General features: G+C 58.1%; 18 protein-coding genes and 1 tRNA gene. 6 read left to right on the top strand and 13 right to left on the bottom strand.

All coding sequences use genetic code 11. The features are described from left to right. Window positions 1-58 precede the first annotated feature (58 nt). The 9 genes from GH983_RS00395 to GH983_RS00355 all read right to left on the bottom strand — a co-directional run bounded on the left by GH983_RS00395 (window position 59) and on the right by GH983_RS00355 (window position 13,681). A complete protein-coding gene (locus tag GH983_RS00395; RefSeq protein ID WP_153761335.1) occupies window positions 59-1,558 on the bottom strand; it encodes a class I SAM-dependent DNA methyltransferase in 1,500 nt (499 codons plus the stop codon). Next, entirely contained in the window at window positions 1,555-3,435 is a 1,881-nt protein-coding gene (locus tag GH983_RS00390) for a DUF262 domain-containing protein (RefSeq protein WP_153761334.1), read from the bottom strand. Before GH983_RS00390 ends, GH983_RS00395 begins: the two co-directional genes overlap by 4 nt. Continuing rightward, window positions 3,432-5,045: a restriction endonuclease subunit S gene (locus GH983_RS00385; protein WP_153761333.1), complete on the bottom strand. Its 1,614-nt coding sequence runs from the start codon at window positions 5,043-5,045 to the stop codon at window positions 3,432-3,434. Before GH983_RS00385 ends, GH983_RS00390 begins: the two co-directional genes overlap by 4 nt. After that, complete coding sequence (locus GH983_RS00380; RefSeq protein WP_153761332.1) at window positions 5,042-7,801, bottom strand: DEAD/DEAH box helicase family protein; 2,760 nt, start codon at window positions 7,799-7,801, stop codon at window positions 5,042-5,044. The genes GH983_RS00385 and GH983_RS00380 overlap by 4 nt, the downstream gene beginning before the upstream one ends. Window positions 7,802-8,512: 711 nt before the next feature. Further along, window positions 8,513-10,174, bottom strand: coding sequence for a primase-helicase family protein (locus GH983_RS00375; protein WP_153761331.1), 1,662 nt, complete (start codon window positions 10,172-10,174; stop codon window positions 8,513-8,515). After that, complete coding sequence (locus GH983_RS00370; protein WP_153761330.1) at window positions 10,174-10,767, bottom strand: hypothetical protein; 594 nt, start codon at window positions 10,765-10,767, stop codon at window positions 10,174-10,176. The genes GH983_RS00375 and GH983_RS00370 overlap by 1 nt, the downstream gene beginning before the upstream one ends. A gap of 165 nt (window positions 10,768-10,932) precedes the next feature. Then, the gene (locus GH983_RS00365) at window positions 10,933-11,922 is read right to left on the bottom strand and encodes a site-specific integrase (RefSeq protein WP_153761329.1); all 990 of its coding nucleotides are present in this window, start codon (window positions 11,920-11,922) and stop codon (window positions 10,933-10,935) included. A gap of 76 nt (window positions 11,923-11,998) precedes the next feature. Then, window positions 11,999-12,075, bottom strand: a tRNA-Arg gene (locus tag GH983_RS00360). Between the two features lie 118 nt (window positions 12,076-12,193). Then, window positions 12,194-13,681 (bottom strand): HAMP domain-containing sensor histidine kinase, encoded by a 1,488-nt coding sequence (locus GH983_RS00355; protein WP_069042424.1) that lies wholly within the window; start codon window positions 13,679-13,681, stop codon window positions 12,194-12,196. A gap of 376 nt (window positions 13,682-14,057) precedes the next feature. On the opposite strand from GH983_RS00355, the gene rpmH reads away from it, so the two are divergent. From rpmH to yihA, 5 genes are read left to right on the top strand one after another with little or no spacing between them, the layout of a single operon-like run. Further along, complete coding sequence (rpmH, locus tag GH983_RS00350) at window positions 14,058-14,195, top strand: 50S ribosomal protein L34 (protein WP_006727993.1); 138 nt, start codon at window positions 14,058-14,060, stop codon at window positions 14,193-14,195. Window positions 14,196-14,227: 32 nt separating this feature from the next. Next, on the top strand, window positions 14,228-14,617 hold the full coding sequence (gene rnpA, locus GH983_RS00345; RefSeq protein WP_069042425.1) for a ribonuclease P protein component: 390 nt from the start codon (window positions 14,228-14,230) through the stop codon (window positions 14,615-14,617). Continuing rightward, complete coding sequence (gene yidC / locus GH983_RS00340; RefSeq protein WP_150127457.1) at window positions 14,617-16,407, top strand: membrane protein insertase YidC; 1,791 nt, start codon at window positions 14,617-14,619, stop codon at window positions 16,405-16,407. The genes rnpA and yidC overlap by 1 nt, the downstream gene beginning before the upstream one ends. Before the next feature lie 57 nt (window positions 16,408-16,464). After that, window positions 16,465-17,370 (top strand): DMT family transporter, encoded by a 906-nt coding sequence (locus tag GH983_RS00335; RefSeq protein ID WP_153761328.1) that lies wholly within the window; start codon window positions 16,465-16,467, stop codon window positions 17,368-17,370. Between the two features lie 48 nt (window positions 17,371-17,418). Beyond that, window positions 17,419-18,078, top strand: coding sequence for a ribosome biogenesis GTP-binding protein YihA/YsxC (gene yihA, locus GH983_RS00330; protein ID WP_054149108.1), 660 nt, complete (start codon window positions 17,419-17,421; stop codon window positions 18,076-18,078). Between the two features lie 59 nt (window positions 18,079-18,137). On the opposite strand, the gene GH983_RS00325 is transcribed toward yihA, so the two are convergent. The 3 genes from GH983_RS00325 to GH983_RS00315 all read right to left on the bottom strand — a co-directional run bounded on the left by GH983_RS00325 (window position 18,138) and on the right by GH983_RS00315 (window position 20,124). Then, window positions 18,138-18,695: a fasciclin domain-containing protein gene (locus GH983_RS00325; RefSeq protein ID WP_054149109.1), complete on the bottom strand. Its 558-nt coding sequence runs from the start codon at window positions 18,693-18,695 to the stop codon at window positions 18,138-18,140. 180 nt (window positions 18,696-18,875) lie between these two features. Beyond that, complete coding sequence (locus GH983_RS00320; protein ID WP_153761327.1) at window positions 18,876-19,592, bottom strand: anti-sigma factor domain-containing protein; 717 nt, start codon at window positions 19,590-19,592, stop codon at window positions 18,876-18,878. Then, complete coding sequence (locus GH983_RS00315; RefSeq protein ID WP_153761326.1) at window positions 19,579-20,124, bottom strand: sigma-70 family RNA polymerase sigma factor; 546 nt, start codon at window positions 20,122-20,124, stop codon at window positions 19,579-19,581. The genes GH983_RS00320 and GH983_RS00315 overlap by 14 nt, the downstream gene beginning before the upstream one ends. A gap of 158 nt (window positions 20,125-20,282) precedes the next feature. Here GH983_RS00315 and argB point away from each other — a divergent pair, with 158 nt between their 5' ends. Beyond that, a complete protein-coding gene (gene argB, locus GH983_RS00310; RefSeq protein ID WP_153761325.1) occupies window positions 20,283-21,170 on the top strand; it encodes an acetylglutamate kinase in 888 nt (295 codons plus the stop codon). 21 nt (window positions 21,171-21,191) lie between these two features. Here the strand turns inward: argB and GH983_RS00305 are convergent, their stop codons facing one another. Continuing rightward, entirely contained in the window at window positions 21,192-22,688 is a 1,497-nt protein-coding gene (locus GH983_RS00305) for an MFS transporter (RefSeq protein ID WP_153761324.1), read from the bottom strand. Window positions 22,689-22,938 lie beyond the last annotated feature (250 nt).

Here is a 22,938-nt window from a genome sequence, read left to right as displayed (position 1 = left end):
TAGACCGGCTCGCCAGCTCACTTCCCGTGAGGGCGGCTCGGGAAGATAGTACTGGGTCTCAGGCAGCATGCTCTTGTTTCGAAAGCGAAGTTAACACCGCACGGAAGCTATTAAGACCTGCCTCCAAGTTCTCGATAATCTCCTCAGCAAGCTCGTCCGGCTCCGGCAAATTGTCGAGGTCGGTGAGGCTTTTGTCTTTCAACCAGAACACATCGAGACTGGTTTTGTCGCGCGCGATAAGCTCTTCATAATTGAATTTCCGCCAACGGCCCTCCGGATTCCCTTCGGCATCCCAGGTCTCTCTGCGCTCATGCCGATTCGCCGGGTTGTAACAAGCTATGAAGTCCGAAAGATCTTCAAACCGCATCGGCTTCTTTTTCAAAGTATGATGGACGTTGGTGCGGTAGTCGTAATACCACACTTCCTTAGTCCAGGGGCTCGGGCTGGCCTTTCGGTTGTCGAAGAAGATGACATTCGCTTTTACGCCGTTCGCATAGAAGATTCCCGTCGGGAGCCGCAGGATGGTATGAAGGTCCGTATTTTCCAGAAGCTTCTTGCGGATCGTTTCTCCGGCACCGCCTTCAAAAAGCACGTTATCAGGGACGACAATGGCGGCGCGCCCCGTCGTCTTGAGCATCGTGCGGATATGCTGGACGAAGTTCAGCTGCTTGTTCGATGTCGTCGCCCAGAAGTCTTGCCTGTTGTAGGTCAGGTCGTCGGTTTCCTGCTCCCCTTCTTCGTTGGTGAAGCTCATGGAGCTCTTCTTGCCGAAGGGCGGGTTTGCCAGGACGTAGTCATATGTCCGGACGCTTGGCGCAACGAGGGCGTCGTTCGGTGAGACCGCACCTTCGCCGTCGATCTCGCCGATGTTGTGCAGGAACATATTCATCAGGCACATACGGCGGGTATTGGCGACGATCTCGTTTCCGTGGAACGCATCGTGCTTCAGGAACGCCTTCTGCGCCTTGTCGAGCTGGTAGTTCTTGGGCTCGGTTATGAAGTCATAAGCCGCTAGGAAGAATCCGCCTGTGCCACAGGCCGGATCGGCTATGGTCTTGCCCGGCTCGGGCTGTACACATTCCACCATGGCACGAATGAGCGCGCGCGGGGTAAAGTATTGTCCTGCGCCGGATTTCGTGTCCTCCGCATTTTTTTCCAGCAGGCCCTCGTAGATATCGCCTTTGACATCGGCGCCCATCGTAACCCACTGCACGTCATCAACCATGTCGATTAGCCGGTACAGCTTGGCGGGGTCCTGAATCTTGTTCTGCGCCTTCGTGAATATCTGACCCAACATCCCTTTCTGGGTGCCGAGTTCGCGCAAGAGCTCGATGTAGTGGCCCTCAAGCTCTGCCCCGCGTTTCGCTTTCAAGCTCTGCCAGGAGTATTCTTTCGGAATCCCCACATCGCGACTGTATGGCGGCTTTGCGTACTCATCGGCCATCTTGAGGAAAATCAGGTAGGTCAGCTGCTCTAAGTAGTCGCCATAACCAACGCCGTCATCACGAAGCGTGGTACAAAAACTCCAGACCTTGGAAACAATAGGTGCCGTACTCATGCATTTACCGCCATCAGTTGAATTTCTTCGCTATCGGTGTCGTCGACCTTTTCATGGCTGATGCCGCGGTCGATGACCTTACCCATGGCCTGCTCTACGAGATCGAGCAGGCTCTGCCGTCGGCGCTCATAGAAGAGCTCGAAATCATCGCTCCGGAGGGTCGTAGCATCGATCAGATGCGATGTGACAATCGCGTCCATTGCAGCATCCTGCAGACCGACCTGCTTGTGAGACTGGATCGATCCCAGATATTCAGAGGGCGCTTTGCGGCCAATCATCCGGTTCGCCTTGTATGATATCGGCGTCTTGTTGATGATGGCGTCAAAGACCGCCGGTTTGATTTTGTTGTCCTCACACCATGCCTTCGGGAAAATGTGATGGATATCTAGGGCCACCTCTTCATGGTCGAGGTCCTGCACTGTCGATTTCCAAAAGAAATCCTTGGCGCCCTGCCGCAAGACGAGCGTGTTCAAGCCTTTGTATGCAGCGCTCAGGCGCGAGCGGAGGGTTCCCAAACGCCCTGACTGGAACGATGCCTCGGTGATAGTCCGGGGAATTATGCCGCCAACAAGGTCCGCAGCGTCGTCGCTAAGCGGGCTTTCAATCCAGCGGAGCAACTCCTCAACATCGTTCGCGATGCGAGTCTCGACCGCGCCGCCATAGAGCTCGCCCAGCACCCCGCACCAGAACCAGCGGCAGAGCTTGTCATGTACCTTGGGCTCAAGCCAGCGCTCCTTAAGGGATGATAGTACCGCAGCCAAAGGCACGATCTGCGTGCGGTACGGCAGATCACGCGCCGTGAAAAAGCATTCCTTGCGCAGGAATTTCGCCGCCAACAGGAAGCCCTTCTCAACCTCCGGCGCCCATTTCTGGTACTCGGCGAGCGTCAACGACAGAACGGACACCCGCTTCGCACTTACCGCCGATATAGCCTTGCCCGTCTTCCCCGCAGCAATGTCAGCCTGACGCCTCTCATGCGTTTCAAGTAGGCTGATGGCCTGCAGGAAATCTGTAGGCTCGACCGAGCTTAATGCCGCCTCCGCCTTGATCCGCTCAGCGCGGCCCTTCACTTTGCGCAGGCCGCTGCCGTACCAGTCATCACGAAGATTGAAATTCTCTGCAGCAAAGCTGGCGGTGACAAGCTCAAATACAGACAGCGGCACGCCGCCCGTATTCACCTTCTCAAACACAAGGCATACGGCTTCCTTGGTCGTCGCCTTGCCCAGCACGATCAACGGCAGCTGATAGCTGCGAAAGGCAGCGAGCACCTTCTTGCGAAACTGCATATAAGTTTGGAACTTGTCAGGCGCGAACTCCTGCAGGCTCTCTTCCCAGGCATCCGAATTAAGTATTTGATTGCAGGGAAAATAGAAAGCCTCACATTCCTTTTGTGCTGACGAGAGATCGAGTACGACATCACGGCCAAAATTTTCCTTGACCTTCCTGTCCTGTTCAACGGCGATAAAGGCCTCTTCCAGTCGCCCTTCTTCGAGTGCTAAGTTGATATCGACATAATAGTACCTGTCGATCGGCTTGCCTTTTTCGTTAAACGTCTTAACCGGCGTATCGAGCGCCAGCACCTGAGTCAGGGATGTCAGTCGCTGCTGCCCGTCAAGAATAAGCCGTTCCGGCTCCGAGATTGCACCAGCGAAAGTCACATTCTCAACGGGGCGAACCTGAAACCGAATATCCCCACCCGTCTCAAGCAGCATAACCGCCCCGACAGGAAAAGACCGTGCGATACTCACCAGCAGAGAGCGAACATGGTCATCATCCCAAACCCAGCCCCGCTGAAAATCCGGCAGCTGCACCTTGCCTTCGGTGATCTGTTTGATGATTTCGGGCAGCGGGGTCTTGGTGCTGTCAAAGGTGCTCATGCGGCCTCCTTCTTGCCATTCTTTTTGTTTCGCCGCGATGCTTTCTTGTCGCTTTGCTCGTAGTTCGCGCTAATGCGCGCCAGCAACTCGAATGCCGGTTCATCTGCAGGGTCTTGTGCAACGAGTTGGCCAGAAAACGCGCGCTTGAGAATTGACTGGCGCATTGCTTCGGCGCGGGCGAGGGCAGCGTCGATTTCCGCTTCCATCAAGTCTGCGGTTTCAAGCCTGCTTTCGAGGATTCGAACGATTTGAGTCTGTTCATAAAGTGAGGGCAACGCCACAGGAATTTGCCGTATGGTTCCCATTGAGAGCGATGGCTGTGCCACTGCTTTGACGGACGAGAGAGCGAGTTCGCGCCCCTGGGGTGAACGCAGAAAATATTCGACATACTGCGGATTGATACGATCTGAGGTGACCCTCATCATTCCGATGTTTGGACCAAGGAAGAATGTGCGACCTTCGGGTACCATGGCTACGTTGCCTGTCCCCGCACCGACGAAGACCATTAGTAGCTCGCCACCATGTAGCTGCGACCGCTCTAAAGCCGCTACGGTTTCGCTGCGTATCCGAGAGAAATCGGTTTCACGGAATCCGTTTGGCCCTGCGTTCTCCGCCTTGATAACTTCAAGGTCGCCATTGTCGTCATACCTAACGAACTTGGTGTACTCGAAGCCTGCCAGTTTTGTTACGAAGGCAAAATCGCCAAGCTGCACCCACTCCCAAGAGGGCGGCAGATCAACCATAAGGCTTGCTTGCTTAGGACTTGGTTTGTCTGCTGCTGTAGGCTTGCTCGGCTTTCTCGGCCTGGGAAGGTTTGCGGTCTCTGCCTCGCAAACTGCTTTTTTCCAAACACTGAGATCGTCTTTGTATTGTCGCTCTCGCTCCAGCTTAATGTGCTCAAGTAGGGCAGTTCCTGTATCGAGCTTGCAGGAGTTTTCAATGCGCCAATCCTTTGTTAGTTTCCCCTCAAAAGCAGCCTTTAAGACAGATTGACGATAGACCTTGAGCTGCGCGTGCGCGGTGATCAGGCTCTCCACGCCGTTATCGAGTTCGGAAAACAATTCCTCGATCTTGGCAACGATGCGGCGCTGTTCATTTAGCGGCGAGATCGGTATTGCCTGAGCAAGATAATCTGGAAAGCGCAAGTTACGAAGATTGTTGCTTCCTGCCTGAAGAGCTTTTGTGCCTCCGACAGAGTAGAAGTGCTGTAGATACCAATTAATGTAAGCAGTATTTATATTAATTTTTGGACGGCAAAATCGAAAGAAGTTTGTGCACACGAAATCACAGTTCTGATCCGCGCTCAGCACTTCATTTGTGATCAAAACGGTTCGCCCAACCGCTTGATCGGGACCACCTCCCGATACTTCGACCAGAATATCGCCGGTCCGTAGGCGGCGCTTCTCAATACTAGAGTTTTTCAAGCGACGGATCGCAGCAGTCTTGCCTTTTCGCGTCCCCCAATCGCGCAGCTCAGAAGCTCGTATGCAACGCACTAGCGAGCTATCATCGAGAGCATCAGAGGGATCTGATCCCCAATCGCCACCCAGAACGATTTGGAATAACTCTTCAAGCGCTACTTGCGTCCAGCTGTTAGGCAGATTCATCATGCCGCCAGCGCCTCATTCAATTCCGCAATCACGTCGTCCATTTTCTCCCCAAACAGCTGGTACATCCGCCCCATCCCGCCCTTAGAATCGAACGGCGCCATTTCCAAATCGTCACGCTCGACATGGAACGAGTCGATCACATGGTCACGGATCATCCGCAACCACTCCATCTGTTCTTCCGTGAACTTTTCCCCGCTGCCGCTGTGGCGCTGCATGATCCAGTTCTGGAAGTTTTTGCGCACAGTCTCCGAGAACGGTGAGACGGTCGCATCAATCCCGCAAACGCGGCGGACAAGGGCGACCAAGGCCGCAAGCTCTGTTGAGGGGTTGCCGCCCTTGTAGTCATCGAGGTGGGCATAGGCCCGCCAGACGCGCAGCGGCGCAAGCTTGGGCCGATCCTTCTTCAACCGGTCCATGACCTCCTTGATCATGGCATAGGTCAGCTCCGAGCGGCGCGCGGGCTGACTGTAGAGGATGGTCAGTGCGTCGATCTCATCCCGGTTCTGCTCAAGGTACTCGGCAAAGTCTTTCGCCATGGCCTCAGCATTCTCTTGAGCATCGCCGCTCCAGGCGGCCTCGATCAGGGTGTCAAGATTGTCATGGTCGATGGTCTGCTCTTTCTCGCGGCGGATGCCGTCGATGAGCGTGATCAGCGGGCCGTTGAAGACGGATGCTGCATACCCGACCAACTCGTCGCGCGCCTTGATGCGCTGCTCGTCCGTCGGCTCACCGCCGCCTGATACCTCTCGCGCCTTCTCCTCGATGCGATCGGCGTCCAGCGCCGCAACCAACCCGCTCACGATGTCCGAAAGCGCCATTCCGCCAGCGGCCTCCGCGATGCGGGCCTGTTCCTTCTCATCCAGTTGCTTGTTCAGGCGCGCCAGACGCCCGGCGAGCGAGCTGACGGTATCTTCATCGCGCACACCCATCATGACCCCGGTGGCGAGGTCTTTCAGCGGTACATTCGGCTTGGTGATGAGCGGCTGGCTCGCCGTCTTTAGGGACTTGGTGACCCCAATCGCGTCGACAATAACATAGTGGGTCTTGGCCGTGGTTGCCGACGGTGTGACCTTCTTCAGCCCGTCCGCGTCAAGCGTCCGTGTACCGCGCCCCTTCATCTGCTCGAAGTAGTTTCTGCTCTTCACATCACGCATGAACAACAGGCATTCAAGCGGCCTCACGTCCGTGCCGGTTGCGATCATATCGACCGTCACGGCGATGCGCGGATAGTAGTCATTGCGGAACTGGGCGAGGACGGACTTGGGGTCCTCAGTCGCCTGGTAGGTGATCTTCTTGCAGAACTGATTGCCTTCGCCGAACTCCTCGCGAACGATCTGAATAATGTCGTCGGCATGGCTGTCGGTTTTCGCGAAAATGAGGGTCTTGGGAACCTCATTCCGGCCAGGGAATATCTCCGGCAACTTGTCACGGAAGGTGCGGATGACGGTGCGAATCTGATCGGGGTTTACGAACTCCCGGTCGAGCTGCTTGGCGGAATATGCCTCGTCTTCGTCCTGCCGCTCCCACCGCTTGGCACGGGTCAAGCGCTCGCGACGCTCGATCTGCTGGTGCGCTTTGATCTGAGCCCCTTGCTTGGTGCGCTCGGTTTCGATGACGAAAATCTCGTTTCCGACATTCACGCCGTCAGCAACCGCCTGGTCGTGGTCATATTCGCTGACGACGTTCTTGCGGAAAAAGCCGTAGGTGCGGTTGTCCGGCGTGGCCGTAAGGCCGATGAGGTAGCCGTCAAAATATTCGATCACCTGCCGCCACAGATTATAAATGGAGCGGTGACACTCATCGATGATGATAAAATCGAAAAACTCCGGCGGAATCTTCTTGTTGTAGACGACCGGCAGCGGCTGCTTGCCCCGGACCAAGGCTTCAGCCGGGTTTTCCTCTTCCGCCGCCTCGTCGAGCGGCTCATCCTTCAGCAGCGAGTACATACGCTGAATCGTACTGATGCAGACCTGCGCGTCCTTGGCGACGAAGGAGGATTTCAGGCGCTGGACGTTGTAAAGCTCGGTGAACTTCCTGTTGTCGTCGTTGGGCAGGAAAGACATGAACTCCTGCTCCGCCTGCTCACCGAGGTTCTTCGTATCGACAAGAAAGAGCACGCGCTTCGCGTCCGCGTGTTTCAGCAAGCGATAGACAGAGGTGATTGCGGTGTAGGTCTTGCCGGAACCGGTCGCCATTTGCACAAGTGCGCGCGGCTTATCGGCCTTAAAGGACTGCTCCAGATTTTCGATCGCTTTGATCTGGCAGTCGCGCAGGCCGTCATGCGGCAGCTGTGGCATCGCTTGAAGGCGAGCCCGCAGGGACAAGGGTTTGCTCAGCCACTCCGCCATTGTTTCAGGACGATGGAACGTGAATACCTCGCGCGAACGCGGCTTGGGATCGCGACCATCGGTGAAACGCGTTATGACGCCGGTGCTCTCATACACGAAGGGCAAAGGCTGCTGGTTGTTGACCCATTTCAGAGTCGCAGCAGCATAGCCGCCGGACTGCTCTTCGACGGTGGTGAGCTTGTGACCCCACTCGCTGGGCTTGGCTTCAATGACGCCGACGGCTTTCTTGTCGACGAAGAGCGCATAGTCGGCAGGGCCCACGTCCGTCTGATACTCGCGAACCGCGATGCCCTGGCCCGCGTTGAAATTGATGGCCTTCTTGTCCTGAACGGCCCACCCTGCCTCGATCAGCAGCGCATCAATCTGATCGCGTGCCAGCTGCTCGGGATTTTTGTTGCTGTCGTTCACGGTGCCTGCATCCCCCTCGCGCGCCTCTAGTCTTGGCCACTGGGGCCCGCTCAGCTTAGCCGAAATCAGTTAAGACCGTCACGCCGAGAAGGGGGCGCTATTGCTAGCATAAATCCCTTCCAAGCTTAGGCAGACAATACGTGCGCACCAGGATCATCGAGTTGAGCGCGGCTGAATCTGCAACCTCTCCGGTACTGCTTTTTGTTTGAGTTAAAGCATGTCGTCAAGTCCCTCTATCATCCAGGCGGTAGATTCGCGATCCAAACCACCAAGAACGTCGAGGTTACGATTGAGGAGCCAATCGCGAGAAAATTCCCAAGATTCTCTGTCTTCAAGGAGCCACGAAAGTACTTTGTCGGGGCGGTAATAAATCTTGTTCCCCCTCCCCCTCCTCATGGGCTCTGGTTCCGGTCCAGTTTTCCGAACCCTCCAATTAGCAAGAGATTGAAGGGAAACCCCGAGCACCTGGGCAAGCTCCCTGCTGCTTATTGGACGCCATGGGGGGGTGCGGCGGGTCACGAAGAAGTCTGCAATGGAGGCTTTGTCAAATTCGTGTTGCATTGTTACGGTGTTTCACTCTTAAAAATCTAGATCATTGTTGTTTCTTATGTAGTTGCTTAAGGGCTGAGGGCGGAGGGTTTCCCCTACCCCCCCCCTGCTGAGTGCAACGTGAAACAGTGAGACGGAAACAGCTCCGCCCTGCTTTGACAGTCAGCGCGGCTGCAGTTGCACCAAGTGACTGCGGACTTCGTCCGGGGCAGCTGCCTTCCAGCGATCTACATTGGTCCATGCCCAAAAACGCATGACCCTGTCGCCCACCCTGATGGGTTCGAGCCTCTCAGCGCCCAACGCCTTAAGCGCAGATTTAACCTCGTTCAGCGTCGGCATCTTACCCAAGCGCTTTTGAAGTTCACTTCTGACATCGTTCAAACTGACAATGTCACGCCAGAAGACGGGAGCGTTCTCTTCGATCAGTGCTTCCACTTCTTGGGTCACCTGCGACCGCGAGGAGCCAATGATTTCAGCTTTAGCCTGAGTGAGCGGAGGCGCTTTGTTCGGATTGAAGCCGGAAATGTTGCGACCAAGGAGATAATTAAGGAACGCTCCGGCTTCCTGCTCGATGGAAAGTGCCAATGCCTCATAATACTCCCTCCCCTGCGGCTCCATAGTGGAATCGCAGATAAGGAAGCGCCGGTCTCCAACCTCAAGCGTGATGGGGATCTCGTGGTTTGATGTTCCCATAATGAAATCAGGTGTCCTGGCTTCGAAAACCGGAATGTTCTTCTCCTCCACGCTCATGGTCCGTGCGGTAATCAAAGTCTTGATGGCGTTGTAGGTTTCGCGGCGCTCCAGTGTCCAAAGCTCTTCGCAGATGAGAAGCTGGACATTCGAGATATGAGCGTTGAACCGCGTGCCCAGGCTGCTGCTCTCGATCGTCCGGCAATTGTGATTGCCGAAGAGCTTTTTTACCAACTCGAACAACAGGCTTTTTCCCGTCCCCTGCCTTCCGGTCAGCACGAATGCGTGGGCTACCTTCTCACCAGGCCGCTGCACCATGAAGGCGAGCACATCAAGGAGATGATTCCGCACTTCATCGTCAGGCAGCATTTTCATCAGATGAAGATGAATCGCCTCGCATTCACCCTCTTCCGGCTTCAGCCCAGACGGCTTCCAAAGATTTACAGCTTCCTGCCCATTCTCCAGCGTCTGGAAAAGATCGGCAGATCCAGGCAGATAAGCGGCAACCTGGACTTTGCGGGTAAGTTCGTCCTTCGCAAGCTTCGTGTGCGGCGTCACATCCTTCGTAATGTGACTGTAGCGATCATTAAAGGCACGAGTGGATGAGAAAGCACCCGTGTTAAGATCGAGATACCTACCTGTCTCCGTCTCGAGAACATGTCGGCTCATGAGATGCACGATTTCTGCCGGCCTGTAACCCAGCCGGATTGGAGAACTGATTTTTCCGGCGAAGACGCATTTCCCACATCCGTCATAAGCAAGGCCATCACGAATGTTTTCACAAGTCCGCGGCTTTGCATCTGCGACTGCATGCTTGAGCTTTGCTGCAGCTTCCTGTTCATCGTAGCGCCCATCAAGAGCCGAAATGTCTTGGTAGATCTCCGCGCCGTTGCCGCAGTATCCGACAATGCCCGCAAAGCCATACCAAGTTGGTTCGTCCATCCGCGAGTCTTCGGCACAGCTCCTCACCCAAGAGCATCCAGCACGAATAGCTTCGAAGTCAGCCAAGTTGGCGTCATTCAAATGGTCGGTTTTTTTCGATTTGGCTTTGGTCCTCACTGAAGGTTCGGGCGGCAACGCGCTGGCCATCCATGCTTCAATCTGCTGAGGTGTATAGATCGAAATCGCTTCCATCACATCACCTCCACCTTCTTCGGCGGCTTTGTTTTATGGTTTTTGGTGCCTGGGTAGCGAAGTACCCGAGCGAGATCACCAGTGTTGTCAAAGTCCCATCCCCTGCGAGCCTTTGCCAACTTGATGATGGTCTTCTGGAATGATGAAAGCGTCATTTTTGCCTTTGCACGACGGTCTTGGTCGCGAAGATCCAAGGGTTCGTGGAAGAGCCAGTAAGCATGAACACCGTTACCGGAATGGACCATGACGGAGGGCAGCGGAATGCCCACTTCGGCCATGAAATCACGCAATTCGTCCATGCTCTTCGGCAACGCTGTTTTCGCATGTGCGCTCTGATCACTGAACAGGTCAAAGTCAGCATGGACACAAGGAAGATACGAGACATCATTGGCGGAACCCCGCCCATGAGCCGCTGGCCGCTCCAGCAACGCCACGGTGAAGTAGACATCATCTTGGGCAGCAATGGCCTTCATATAGGCGTCCGCCTCTTCGAATTCGGTGGAGCGGAAAAAGCGGATAGCATTCCGCTTGGTCCAAGTAGAGAGATACCCCTCTGGCGGGTTAGGCCACAGGCACTTCAGAAAATTCGACATTTCATATCCTCGGTTAACACCGGCACGGCGCCGGCAAGAGAGGACATAAAGTGCGACGAACTGACATTGGAGGTCGAAACGTTCGGAGTACATGGTACTCCCGACGATCAACTTATATGGGTACTTTAGGCGCACTTAAACTTTGGGGCTTTTGTCGTTTTAATCCTACAGCTTCGCTGCGATTTTCCTTGGATCAAGGTGCGTATAACGCAGCAGCATTTTAGGGTCTCGATGCCCTGAAATCAGGGCTACCTCCGGAAGCGTGAGGCCAGCCTCAAAGAACCTAGACACAGCCTCGTGGCGTATGTCGTGAAACCTGAGATCGTTGAGTCCAGCCTTCGTCCTTAGCCTCTGCCAAGACAACCTCACGGCATTTGCAGAGATAGGGAAGACAAGCTCTTCTGTCTCGCTCGCAGTGACGCTAAGGTCGGCCAATACCTTCAATGCCCGCCGTGAAAGCGGAATTGTACGAGGATGACCGTTCTTGGTCACAGGGATGGTTAGCAAAGCCTGCTTTTGGTCAACGTGCTGCCACTCAACTCGAAGAATTTCGCCTCTGCGCATACCCGTAGCCAGGGCAAACAAGATCACGTGACGCAGCAGTGGATTCCGAAAGGTTTGCAGACCTTTGGCAATGGCACGAAGATCGGAGAAATGAACCCGTCTTGTTCTCGCTTTAGCTGGCGGCGGCTTCCGCACATCGTCTACGGGGTTAGCGGCAATCTTCAAACCCCACTCCCGTCGAGCCACGTCCAGCACCTGACGCAACAAGACGAGGTCTTGTCGTGTTGTCTCACCCGAGACGCTTTCCAGACGCTCATCGCGATAAGATGCCACCTGAGCTGGCATAAGCTTCGCTGCCTGGGTATTCGCAATCGAATGCCGTAGGATCTTGTCGATGCGATAGCGCTCTACGGATGCTGATTTCTTATGGGGGGTTATCTTGTCTCTGTAGGTGACAAGTAGATCCCCCAACGTCCGTGAATCGGAGGCCTGTCGAGCAGGCAGTGCTTCACTTTGGTCGAGACGCCTCTCGACATCTCTAGCCCAGGCCTCCGCATCTTTGCGATTGATAAAGCTCTTGGAGACCGGGGAATGCCCCTGCCGTCTCACCTGCACTTGCCACTTGCCGTTCCGCTTACGCAGAGTAGCCATTTATGCCTCACTGTGACCACAGCGTGACAAGGAAGCTAGGCGCTAGCCGATACCGATTCTAAATCATTGGAAAGAATGGCGCACCCGAAGAGATTCGAACTCCTGACCCCCAGATTCGTAGTCTGGTGCTCTATCCAGCTGAGCTACGGGTGCTTGCCAAGGCCGACTGTGCGTCGGCGTGTGGCGATCCTCTAAAGCGGGACGATCAGGATTGCAAGCGCCCTTTTCGAAAAAAGAGTCATTTTCCTGTCACGTGCCTCGCCGGACGGCCTCAGGCGCGGGCGCGCCAGTCGTCGAGAGCCACTGGCCTGTCGGGGATTTCGACACGGAACATGGTGCCGGGACCCGGCTTTTCCACAAGGGCGATTGTTCCACCATGGGCGATCACCAGCTCGCGGGCAATCGCCAGGCCAAGGCCCGTGCCGCCGGAACGCGCCGAACCACGGAAGGCAGTGAAGAGGTTCTCCCGCGCCTTGCGCGGCATGCCGGGGCCCGTGTCGTCGATGACGATGGCCACGACCGATCCGGTTCGCTGGGCGGATACGGTGATGCGTCGGACATGCTCGGGATCATCAGGCGTGAAGGTGGCCAGCGCCTGAATGGCGTTGCGGCAGATGTTGTGAATGACGCGGAAGAGTTGCTCGCTATCGGCATCGACCTCGATGTCGACGCCGACGTTGTCGATGAATTCGATACCCGCCTCGTGGCTCAGATGCAGGAGATCCCGAACCTCCTGACAGACTTCAGACAAAAGGAAGCGGCGACGGCGCGGCTCGGCTTCCGAGGTCTGGCCATAGGAGAGAACCTCGCTGGTATAGCCGACGGCGCGATCGATGGTGCGCAAGAGCTTGGGGGCGAAGCTTTTCACCAGGGGATCGTCGACATCGACCAGACGGTCGGACATCAGCTGGGCCGAGGCCAGGATGTTGCGCATGTCGTGATTGATCTTGGAGACGGCGAGACCGAGGTCGGCGAGCGTCTTCTGCTGCCGCAGCGTCTTCTGCAATTGGTCCTGCATCCGTGAAAGATGACGCCCAGCAACCGCGATCTCGTCATTTCCGACGGTCGGCGGCAACACGCGCGTGGGATCTTCGGGATTTTCCGCGAACACCTGCATGCTTCGGGCCAGACGTCGCACCGGCATGATCATCACGCGATTGATCGCCAGGAACATCAGGACGGCAGCGATAACGGAAATAATCAAGGAGATGAAGAGGATGTTGCGGGCATAGCCGAGCATGGCCTTGCGCAGCGGCGCTTCGTCCATGACGATCTCGACGGTCACGTCACTGCCTTCCGCGATGGGCCCATAGACGCGCAACAGGCGGTCGCCGCCGAAGATCAGCGTGTAGAAGGCGTCGCGGATCGATCCGAGCTCCGAGTAATCCGAGAGGTCGAAGGCGGCATCCACTTCGCTCGGCATCTCGGTCACGGCAAGCAGGCGCGAGGTGCCGTCCTTGCGAAGCACGATGGCCTTCGTTCCCGTGGTCGTCAGCGTATCTTCCTGAACACCACGGGGCAGCTCCAGCGGCTGGAGTCCATCGATCACCACTCCAGCAGCAGCCGCTGTGTTCAGCCGATCCTGCAGCCAGCGCTGGCGCATCGTGGCAACGGACGGTGCAAAGATCAGGATCTCAGCCAGCATTACGAAGGCGATTGTCAGCCACAGGAGCTTGCCGGATAGTCCCCTGATGCGGGACGGCATGGCATACCCCCCGGAGAGGTCGGCCTGCAGATGATTGTCCTGCCGGTCGAGCATCGGCCCTCATTCCTTATCGTTCCGGCCTGCCCAAATATGGCGCCGTCCGGCACGACTTCACGTCAGTGTGAAGCTGTCTTCTCATGCGTATCACGCGCAAGCCGCGAAGGAACATGAAAGTTTGGTCATGTTCTTTGCGTGGTCACCAGTATAAACGATGGAGCCGGCGTGGCGGATGTGTGGCGAGACGCGGTTTTTTCGCCTTTATTCGCAAGATAGAGGCTAAAAAGCCGCGTGATTGACTCCTGTGCGCCCTGACACTATAAGCCGCGCACGTTCGGATACAGGCGCCCGGCGGCGCTCACCCGTGCGACGAACCAAAACGCTGTTGCAATTTGCACATCCAAGAAGGGCCGCACACCGCGGTATTAAATAAATGTCGAAGCGTACTTTCCAACCTTCCAAGCTTGTTCGCAAGCGCCGCCACGGTTTCCGTGCGCGTATGGCCACCAAGGGCGGCCGTCAGGTCCTCAACGCACGCCGCGCTCGCGGTCGCGCGAAGCTCTCGGCCTAAGGCCGGATGAGCCCGACGAGACTGACGGGCCCATGACGTCCACGGACTCCAAGACATCTGTTGGCCGGCTCAAGAGCCGGCCTCAGTTTCTCGCCGTCAGGCACGGCGAAGCGCGCAAGGGTCGCACCTTCCTTCTGGAGGTTCTCGACCGCAAGGATGACGCGCCGCCCCGCGTGGGCTTCACAGTCACCAAGAAACACGGCAATGCAGTGGAACGTAACCGCATGCGGCGCAGGCTGAAAGAAGCCGTGCGACTGAATGCGGCGTTTGCAATGCAGCCGGGACACGACTATGTCATTGTCGCCCGGCGCGAGGTACTCGATGTACCTTTCGATCAATTGTCCCGGCAATTGATCCTGCGCATCGAAAACCGCCAGACGAATAACTCCCGGTCGAACAAGACCGCTCCCAGGAAAGAGTGATGCAGAACAACCGCAACTATTTCATCGCGATTGCCTTATCGGTGGTGATCGTCCTCGCCTGGCAGTTCTTCTATATGAACCCGCGTATCGAGGCCCAGCGTCAGGCTCAGGAGGCGCAGATCGCCCAGCAGCAGGCGCAGGCCGAGCAGCAGGCGACGAGCCCTGCAGCCACGGTTGACGGTAGCTTGCCAGCGGGTGCGGCCGCCAATCCGGAAGCAAGCCGCGATGCCGCCGTCGCCCGGACGGCCCGCGTCGAGATCGACACCCAGGATCTCGTCGGCTCCATCAATCTCACCGGTGCCCGCTTCGACGATCTGAAGCTGCGACAGTACCGCGAGACCGTCGATCCGACGAGCCCGATCGTTACCCTGTTCAATCCTGCCGAAACACGGGACGGCTATTTTGCCGAACTCGGCTTTATCGCCGGCGAAAATGCCGGTTCCGTTCCGGGCCCCAACACCGTCTGGACGGCACCCGAAGGCGCAAAGCTGACCGAGGCGACACCTCTTACGCTGACCTTCACCAACGAAGCCGGCCTCACCTTTACCCGCACGATCGCCGTCGACGAACATTACATGTTCACCATCGAAGACCAGATCGTGAACAATGGCGCTGCGTCCGCAAGCCTTGCGCCCTATGGCCGCGTGACCCGCTACAACAAGCCGTCCACGCCTTCGATCTTCGTTCTGCATGAAGGTTTCCTCGGCGTCGTCGGCACCGAGGGCAGCCTGGCGGAATACGACTATACGGATGTAGAGGAAGACGCCGTTGCCAATGCCAAGGCCACCGGTGGCTGGCTCGGCATCACGGACAAGTACTGGGCGACGTCGCTCATTCCGCAGCAGACCCTGCCTTACGAATCGCGCTTCTCCTACTTCACCGACGGTCAGGCCCGCTTCCAGGCCGATTACAAGAACGATGCCGTCAGCATTCCGGCCGGCCAGAGCACCTCGGTCAAGACCCTCTTGTTTGCCGGTGCCAAGCAGGTTCCGGTCATCGATAGCTACCAGGAAAGCCTTGGTATTCCGAAGTTTGATCTGATGATCGACTGGGGCTGGTTCTACTTCATCACCAAGCCAATGTTCCACCTGATGGACTACTTCTTCCATCTCGTCGGTAATTTCGGCGTGGCCATCCTGCTCACCACCATCGTCGTCAAGCTGTTGTTCTTCCCGCTCGCCAACAAGCAGTACGCCTCCATGGCCAACATGAAGCGTGTGCAGCCGAAGCTCGAAGAACTGAAGACCAAGTATGCCGACGACCGCATGGGCCTGCAGCAGGCGATGATGGCGCTCTACAAGGAAGAGAAGATCAATCCGGTTGCCGGTTGCTGGCCGGTACTCCTGCAGATCCCGGTCTTCTTCGCGCTCTACAAGGTCATCTACGTCACCATCGAAATGCGCCACGCGCCGTTCTTCGGCTGGATCCAGGATCTCTCCGCTCCCGATCCGACGAGCTTGTTCAACCTGTTCGGTCTGCTGCCCTTCACGCCACCGCTCTTCCTGATGATCGGCGTCTGGCCACTCATCATGGGCGTCACCATGTGGGTCCAGATGCGCATGAACCCGACGCCGCCGGATCCGACGCAAGCGATGCTGTTCAACTGGATGCCCGTTGTCTTCACCTTCATGCTCGGCACGTTCCCCGCCGGCCTGGTGATCTACTGGGCATGGAACAACACGCTGTCGATCCTGCAGCAGGCCTTGATCATGAAGCGTCACGGCGTGGAGATCGAGCTGTTCAAGAACATCGCCAACATGTTCCGGCGGAAACCGGCCCAGACCAAGTGACGATCAAAAGCCCCGGCCATGCCGGGGCTTTTTCTATGGTGATCGAGATTTAATCCCATGTCCGACTCCTCCGCCACACAACGTTCCTGGCTCGGCATTGCTCTCGTTGCCGGCTCGGCGGTCGCGTGGAGCTATGGCGGAGCGATCCAGCGTTTCATCGGCGTGGAGGATGGCTGGACGATCGTGTTCTGGCGCTGCCTGTTCGCTGGCCTTTTTCTCCTTGCCTTCATGCTGATCCGTGATCGGATCGATGGCACGATACGCCTGTTCCGCGCCATGGGCTGGCCGGGCTTCTGCATCGCCGTCGGTTTTGCCCTTGTCTCGACCTTCTTCGTGCTTGCCGTCACCATGACACCGGTGGCCAATGTCGTGCTGTTCATGGCATCCATCCCGCTGTTTGCAGCCCTTCTCGCGCGCGTCGTACTGGGGGAACCGATCACGCCGGTCACCTGGGGCGCCATCGCAGCCGTCATCCTCGGTGTGGGCATCATGGTCTCGGCCTCGATCGGTGACGGCGGCTCGATCCTCGGGCTGACCCTGGCCGCCGCCATTCCGGCGATCTTCGCCTGCATGACGGTGCTGACCCGCCGCTATCCCGGCATCCGCATGACGCCGGCTGCCTGTGGCGGATCCTTCATCGCATCCGCGATTGCCGCCACCCAAGCCGGTGCCTTTGCCGTTGGCTTCCAGGATCTCACTTTGCTCTTCTGCTTCGGCGCCCTCAATCTCGGGCTCGGCATGGCGCTTTACGTCACCGGTGCCCGGATGATCCCCTCGGCACTCGCGGCGTTGCTCGGTACCGCCGAGATGATCCTTGCGCCGGTCTGGATGGTGATCCTGCACGACGAGATCCCGTCGGGGCGCACGATCATCGGCGGCGCGCTCGTCATGGCCGCCCTATTCACCTATCTCATAAGCCACGCGCGGCAGGCGTTGCGGCCCGTTCCGACCTCTGCTGCTTGACTTTCCGGGCCAAAACCCGGATCTGTCCCGCTTACGAAAGGCCATCCCATGACCGAGACACACGACAAACCCGACCAGCCGCTTTTCGGCCGCCCCTGGATCTTCATCCGCGGCGTGCCGTCGATGGAATTCCTGCCGCCGGAAGGCCCGCTCGAAGTGGCCTTTGCCGGGCGCTCGAATGTCGGCAAGTCGTCGCTGATCAATGCGCTCGTCGGCCAGAAGGGTCTGGCACGCACGTCGAACACGCCCGGTCGCACGCAGGAGCTCAACTACTTCGTGCCCGACGGCTATTCCGGCGGCGCCGGAGACCTGCCGCCGATGGCGCTCGTCGACATGCCCGGCTACGGCTATGCCCAGGCGCCGAAGGAACACGTCGATGCCTGGACGAAGCTGGTATTTGATTATCTTCGGGGTCGCGCGACGCTGAAGCGCGTCTATGTGCTGATCGACAGCCGCCATGGCCTCAAGAAGAACGACGAGGAAGTGCTTGGCCTGCTCGACAAGGCGGCCGTCTCCTACCAGATCGTTCTCACCAAGACCGACAAGATCAAGGCTCCCGCCGTGCCGAAGCTGATCGCGGAAACGCAGGAAAAGATCAAGAAGCGGCCTGCCGCCTTCCCGGGCGTTCTCTCGACATCATCTGAAAAAGGTGATGGCCTCGACCAATTGCGCGGGGCAATCAGCGAGGCCATCGGTCGGAGCCTTTGACGCTCTGGCTCCGATCAGGTCGACCCTATCAGGCGGAGATCGGGCCGAACCGTAGTTCCTTACATCTTCGGCAGGATCACCGTGTCGACGACATGGATGACGCCGTTCGACTGCTTGACGTCGGCGATCGTGACGGTTGAGACGCCACCATTCTCGTCGGTCAGCGTGACCTTGCCGTCTGCTGCCTTGCCCTTCAGCACGCAGCCGCCGACGGTTGCGACATCGGCTTCACCGCCATTGTCGGAGATCATCTTGACGAGGGCTTCGGACATCACGTCAGCTGCCACCACGTGGCAGGTCAGAACCTTGGTGAGCTGTTCCTTGTTCTCCGGCTTCAGCAGCGTGTCGACAGTGCCGGCCGGCAGTTTGGCGAAGGCATCATTGGTCGGTGCGAAGACGGTGAACGGACCGGCGCCCGACAGGGTTTCAACGAGACCGGCTGCCTGGACGGCGGCAACGAGCGTCGTGTGATCCTTCGAATTGACGGCGTTTTCGACGATGTTCTTGGTCTCGAGCATTTCACCACCGCCGACCATCGGATTGGCGGCATAGGCTGCGGCAGCGCCTGCCAGGATGGCTGCGGAGAATGCGAGCGGGCGAAGAGCGGTCTTGAACATTACGGTTTCCTCTTATCCTTGGTGTTCACGATCGTGTCCCTGCGGTTCGGGCGGGACATCGGGGGCGTTCCTCAGCGGGAACACCACCAAGGACGGCGCGTTGTTCAAAGAAGTTTCAGGCGGCCCGGCAAAATCGACCGCCTGAAAATAATCCATTGAATTCATGAGGGAATTTCTTCTTCAGGGACGAACTTCGCCGAGCGCCACGACAGGCCCGGTGGCTTTTCCAGTTGGCGATCCACCGAAAGGCTCGAGGCTGACGGCCAGCACGACACCCTCCGTCAGGCGCGCACGCAGCGCCTCGGGAACAGCGAGTTCGCCTTGCCCGGTCTGCGGCAGCACGCCGAGCGATATCGGCGGCTGTTCACCCTCGACGAGCCAGAGTTCGAGCGACTTCTCATCTGAACCACCGCTTGCGACGGGCGTGACAGCAAGGCGGCCCGAGTTCCCGTCGTAGCGTGCATGCAGGGCAATCGCCTGGTTCTCGCCAGCAAGTTCGGCGGTCAGAGCGGCCTGCGGCTTTGGACGCATGCGTTCTGCATAATCGAGCCCGAACACCAGACCGAGTGCCGCAATGGAAGCAAAGCTCAGGCCGCGCCAGAGCACCAGCGAATTCCACAGGCTGCCCTTTACCGCCGCGACCGCGGCAGGAGACGCAAACAGCCGATCCTCGATCTTCGAAAACAGCTGATCCGGCGGTGACGCCTCGGCGTAATCGTCGTTGAACTGGGTGAGGTTCTCTTCCCAGCGCTTGACCATGGCGGCGAACTGCCGGTCGTGGCGCAGGCGCGCGTCCACCTTCTGACGCTCAGTTCCGCTCAGGACTCCGAGGACATATTCGCCCGCAAGAACTTCGTCCCGCGACCGGTCTCCCTTGCTTTGGTCAGGCGTGCTCATCCATGCACTCTCTCAGTTTCAAAAGGCTGCGCCGCAGCCAGGTACGCATCGTGTTCAAGGGAACGGCGAAATGGTCGGCCAGTTCCTGATAGGACAGTCCTTCCACATAGGCCTGGCGAACGGCGAGCGCCCGATCAGGATCCAATGCCTCCAGGCATGTGTCAATGCGGCCACCCTCGGATCGGAGCATCGCATGCTGCTCTGGATCCGGCGCGAGATCCGCCAGATCGATCGCCGCCTCTATGTCTTCCCCCTGCGGTCGACGCGCCCGAAGACGATCAATGCAGTGGTAGCGGACGATGGCGCAGAGCCATGGATAGGCATTGTCGCCGTCGCCCGTATAGCTGCCGGCCTTGTGCCAGATCTTGACGAACACGTCCTGGAGCGCCTCTTCGGCCTCTCCCCTGTCTTTGAGCATACGGATGCAGATAGCGAAAAGTTTCGCCGATATACGACCATAGAGCAAGGAGAAGGCGCTCCGGTCCCGCAGGGCTATCCGGGCCAGCAATCCGCCGATGTCGTCGCGTTCCATAGAGCCCCCTCACCCAGTGGCCTTGATATAGCACGACATCTTCGGTGGACAATGCGACGAGAAGAAGAAGCATGTCACGTGCCGCTTATATTGTGGCTCGATTATTCCCTACAGGCGACACATGCGCTAAAAGGCCGCCATCCAATGCGAGGTTTCCCATGACATCGACCGAAAGCGAAATGCAGGCCCGCCTTCTCGTCCAGGCCCTGCCCTTCATGCAGCGCTACGAGAACAAGACGATCGTCGTCAAATATGGCGGCCATGCCATGGGCAATCCCGAGCTCGGCAAGGCCTTTGCCGCCGATATCGCACTTCTGAAGCAGTCGGGCGTCAACCCGATCGTCGTGCATGGCGGCGGCCCGCAGATCGGCGCGATGCTTGCCCGTATGGGCATCGAATCACGCTTCGAGAACGGCCTTCGCGTCACCGACCAGAAGACCGTCGAGATCGTCGAAATGGTGCTGGCCGGCTCGATCAACAAGGAAATCGTCGCCCTCATCAACCAGACGGGAGAATGGGCGATCGGGCTCTGCGGCAAGGACGGCAACATGGTCTTTGCCGAGAAGGCACAGAAGAAGGTGCGTGATCCCGACAGCAATATCGAGCGCGTGCTCGATCTCGGCTTCGTCGGTGATGTCGTCGAAGTCGACCGCACCCTGCTCGATCTTCTGGCCCGCTCAGAGATGATCCCGGTCATCGCGCCTGTTGCTCCCGGCCGCGACGGCGCGACCTACAACATCAACGCCGATACCTTTGCCGGTGCGATTGCCGGTGCCCTCAATGCCTCGCGCCTGCTCTTCCTCACCGACGTACCCGGCGTGCTCGACAGGCAAGGCAATCTGATCAAGGAATTGTCGGTCGCTGAAGCCCATGCGCTGATCAAGGACGGCACGATTTCCGGCGGCATGATCCCGAAGGTCGAGACCTGCATCGAGGCCATCCAGGCCGGCGTGCAGGGCGTCGTCATCCTGAACGGCAAGACCGCCCATTCGGTCCTGCTCGAGCTCTTCACCGAGACGGGTGCGGGCACGCTGCTCGTTCCCTGACCCGGATCTCAACGCTGCCGGTCACTCGATCGGCAGCGGACGCTCCAGCTTCTCGCTTCCCGGCGTCACTGTGCGCATCGAGGCAACCGCGATCAGCACGATCGCATAGGCGACGAAGTTGTAGATCAGGCCGAGGCTCAGGCCTTCGGCATAAACCTGCTGTCCAGACATCCCCGCGGCAGCATTCCTCGCCAGATCCGAGAAGAAGATCTCGCTGACGATCGCGATCCCCAATGCGCTTCCCACCTGCTGGATCGCCTGAAGCGCCCCCGATCCGCCACCGGCATCCTGCGGCGGCACCCCGGCCAGCACGAGTTGGAACATCGGCGCAATCGCAATGCCCATGCCAAGGCCGCTGAGCAGGAACCAGGGCAGGAGCGCCATGCGGTCAATGCTGTCCCCTACAGTCTGGATCTCGCTCCGCAACAGCCCCATGCCGATCACCACCATGACGACACCGACGACCACACGGATGCGCGGCGCAATACTGCTAAGGCGGCCTGAAATCAACGAAGCGATGAAGATGCCAACGGAGAAGGGCACGGTGGTCATGCCTGACTGAAGCGGGGTGAGGCCATAACCCTGTTGCAGGAACATCGCGAAGATCAGGAAGAAGCCGGGCAGCGTCGAGAAGAAGGTCGCAGTCATCAGCGAGCCGATGACATAGTTGCGGTTTTTCATCAGCGCCACGGGTAAAAGTTCCGGTGCCTTGATGCGGTGCTGGCGACGCTCCCAGAAACCGAAAGCCACGCCAAAGGGAATGGCCATCGCGACCATCACGAAGCACCAAAGGGGCCAGCCGAAACCGCGTCCCTCGATCAGCGGGAAGATGATGCAAAAGATCGTCAGGGCAGCCAGAATGATGCCGACGAAATCGTTCTTCAGGCCGGGCTTGGGCGGAAGTGCCGGGATCAGACGCCAGCCTAGCAGGATCGTCATGATCCCGACCGGAATATTGATGAGAAAGATCGGCCGCCAGCCAAGCCCGAGTACATCGAGACTGATCAGCCAACCGCCGAGGATGGGCCCGGACACCGAAGCGAGGCCGGCGCTGAGGCCGAACAAGGAGAAGGCCGCAGCCCGCTCTTTCGGCGGGAACATCATCTGGGCAATCGCCAACACCTGAGGCGTCATCACCGCAGCCCCCGCGCCCTGCAGCAAGCGTGCGAAGACCAGCCAGCCGATGTCAGGCGCCAGGCCGCACAGCAGCGAGGCGATAGTGAAGGCCGCCACACCGACGAGAAAAACCTGCTTCTTACCCCGGACATCGCCGAGCCGGCCAAACGGCAAAAGCCCGAGCGCGAAGACGAGCACATAGCCGGCCACCACCCATTGGATCTGGCTCGAGGTCGCGCCAAGCTCCGACTGAAGGCTCGGCAGCGCGACATTGACGATGGTGACATCAAGCAGGTTCATGAAGTTCGCCAGCATCATGACCGCCAGAGCCGTCCAGCGCTTGGGGTATGGATGCGACGCGTCGGCGCTGATCGTTGGTGACGCGGGTGTCTTGGTGTGCACTTTTGTCTCCCCGCCCTCGGCGCGCTTGTGCCGTACGGTGTATCGCGCAGCGGGATGGGTCGCAACGGGGCAAAGGGTGTCCACTATGCCGAGGTGGGCGTGGGGTCCCATCTCCCCCTTGGTGGGGAAAGCGATTTCGATGAATTAGGCCAGTGCAAATGGCCTAAACATCAGAAATCGCAAGTGAGCGGGTCCGTGATGTCGTGGCAACGGAACCGATCCCCTCACCAACAAAATCTGAGGTTTAGCC

The organism is Agrobacterium sp. MA01, from assembly GCF_009650195.1.
In the GTDB taxonomy this organism is placed as follows: Bacteria; Pseudomonadota; Alphaproteobacteria; order Rhizobiales; family Rhizobiaceae; genus Allorhizobium.
Note: the sequence above shows the minus strand (reverse complement) of the source record. Positions and strands in the feature narration are given on the sequence as shown.

What these genes read in the sequence shown, in the direction of transcription:
- rpmH (WP_006727993.1), top strand. Translation starts at nt 14,058, where the DNA reads ATGTCGAAGCGTACTTTCCAACCTTCCAAGCTTGTTCGCAAGCGCCGC.
- rnpA (WP_069042425.1), top strand. Translation starts at nt 14,228, where the DNA reads ATGACGTCCACGGACTCCAAGACATCTGTTGGCCGGCTCAAGAGCCGG.
- GH983_RS00385 (WP_153761333.1), bottom strand. Translation starts at nt 5,045, where the DNA reads ATGATGAATCTGCCTAACAGCTGGACGCAAGTAGCGCTTGAAGAGTTA.
- yihA (WP_054149108.1), top strand. Translation starts at nt 17,419, where the DNA reads ATGACCGAGACACACGACAAACCCGACCAGCCGCTTTTCGGCCGCCCC.
- GH983_RS00335 (WP_153761328.1), top strand. Translation starts at nt 16,465, where the DNA reads ATGTCCGACTCCTCCGCCACACAACGTTCCTGGCTCGGCATTGCTCTC.
- GH983_RS00395 (WP_153761335.1), bottom strand. Translation starts at nt 1,558, where the DNA reads ATGAGTACGGCACCTATTGTTTCCAAGGTCTGGAGTTTTTGTACCACG.
- GH983_RS00370 (WP_153761330.1), bottom strand. Translation starts at nt 10,767, where the DNA reads ATGTCGAATTTTCTGAAGTGCCTGTGGCCTAACCCGCCAGAGGGGTAT.
- GH983_RS00375 (WP_153761331.1), bottom strand. Translation starts at nt 10,174, where the DNA reads ATGGAAGCGATTTCGATCTATACACCTCAGCAGATTGAAGCATGGATG.
- GH983_RS00365 (WP_153761329.1), bottom strand. Translation starts at nt 11,922, where the DNA reads ATGGCTACTCTGCGTAAGCGGAACGGCAAGTGGCAAGTGCAGGTGAGA.
- GH983_RS00390 (WP_153761334.1), bottom strand. Translation starts at nt 3,435, where the DNA reads ATGAGCACCTTTGACAGCACCAAGACCCCGCTGCCCGAAATCATCAAA.
- argB (WP_153761325.1), top strand. Translation starts at nt 20,283, where the DNA reads ATGACATCGACCGAAAGCGAAATGCAGGCCCGCCTTCTCGTCCAGGCC.
- GH983_RS00325 (WP_054149109.1), bottom strand. Translation starts at nt 18,695, where the DNA reads ATGTTCAAGACCGCTCTTCGCCCGCTCGCATTCTCCGCAGCCATCCTG.
- GH983_RS00315 (WP_153761326.1), bottom strand. Translation starts at nt 20,124, where the DNA reads ATGGAACGCGACGACATCGGCGGATTGCTGGCCCGGATAGCCCTGCGG.
- GH983_RS00355 (WP_069042424.1), bottom strand. Translation starts at nt 13,681, where the DNA reads ATGCTCGACCGGCAGGACAATCATCTGCAGGCCGACCTCTCCGGGGGG.
- GH983_RS00320 (WP_153761327.1), bottom strand. Translation starts at nt 19,592, where the DNA reads ATGAGCACGCCTGACCAAAGCAAGGGAGACCGGTCGCGGGACGAAGTT.
- yidC (WP_150127457.1), top strand. Translation starts at nt 14,617, where the DNA reads ATGCAGAACAACCGCAACTATTTCATCGCGATTGCCTTATCGGTGGTG.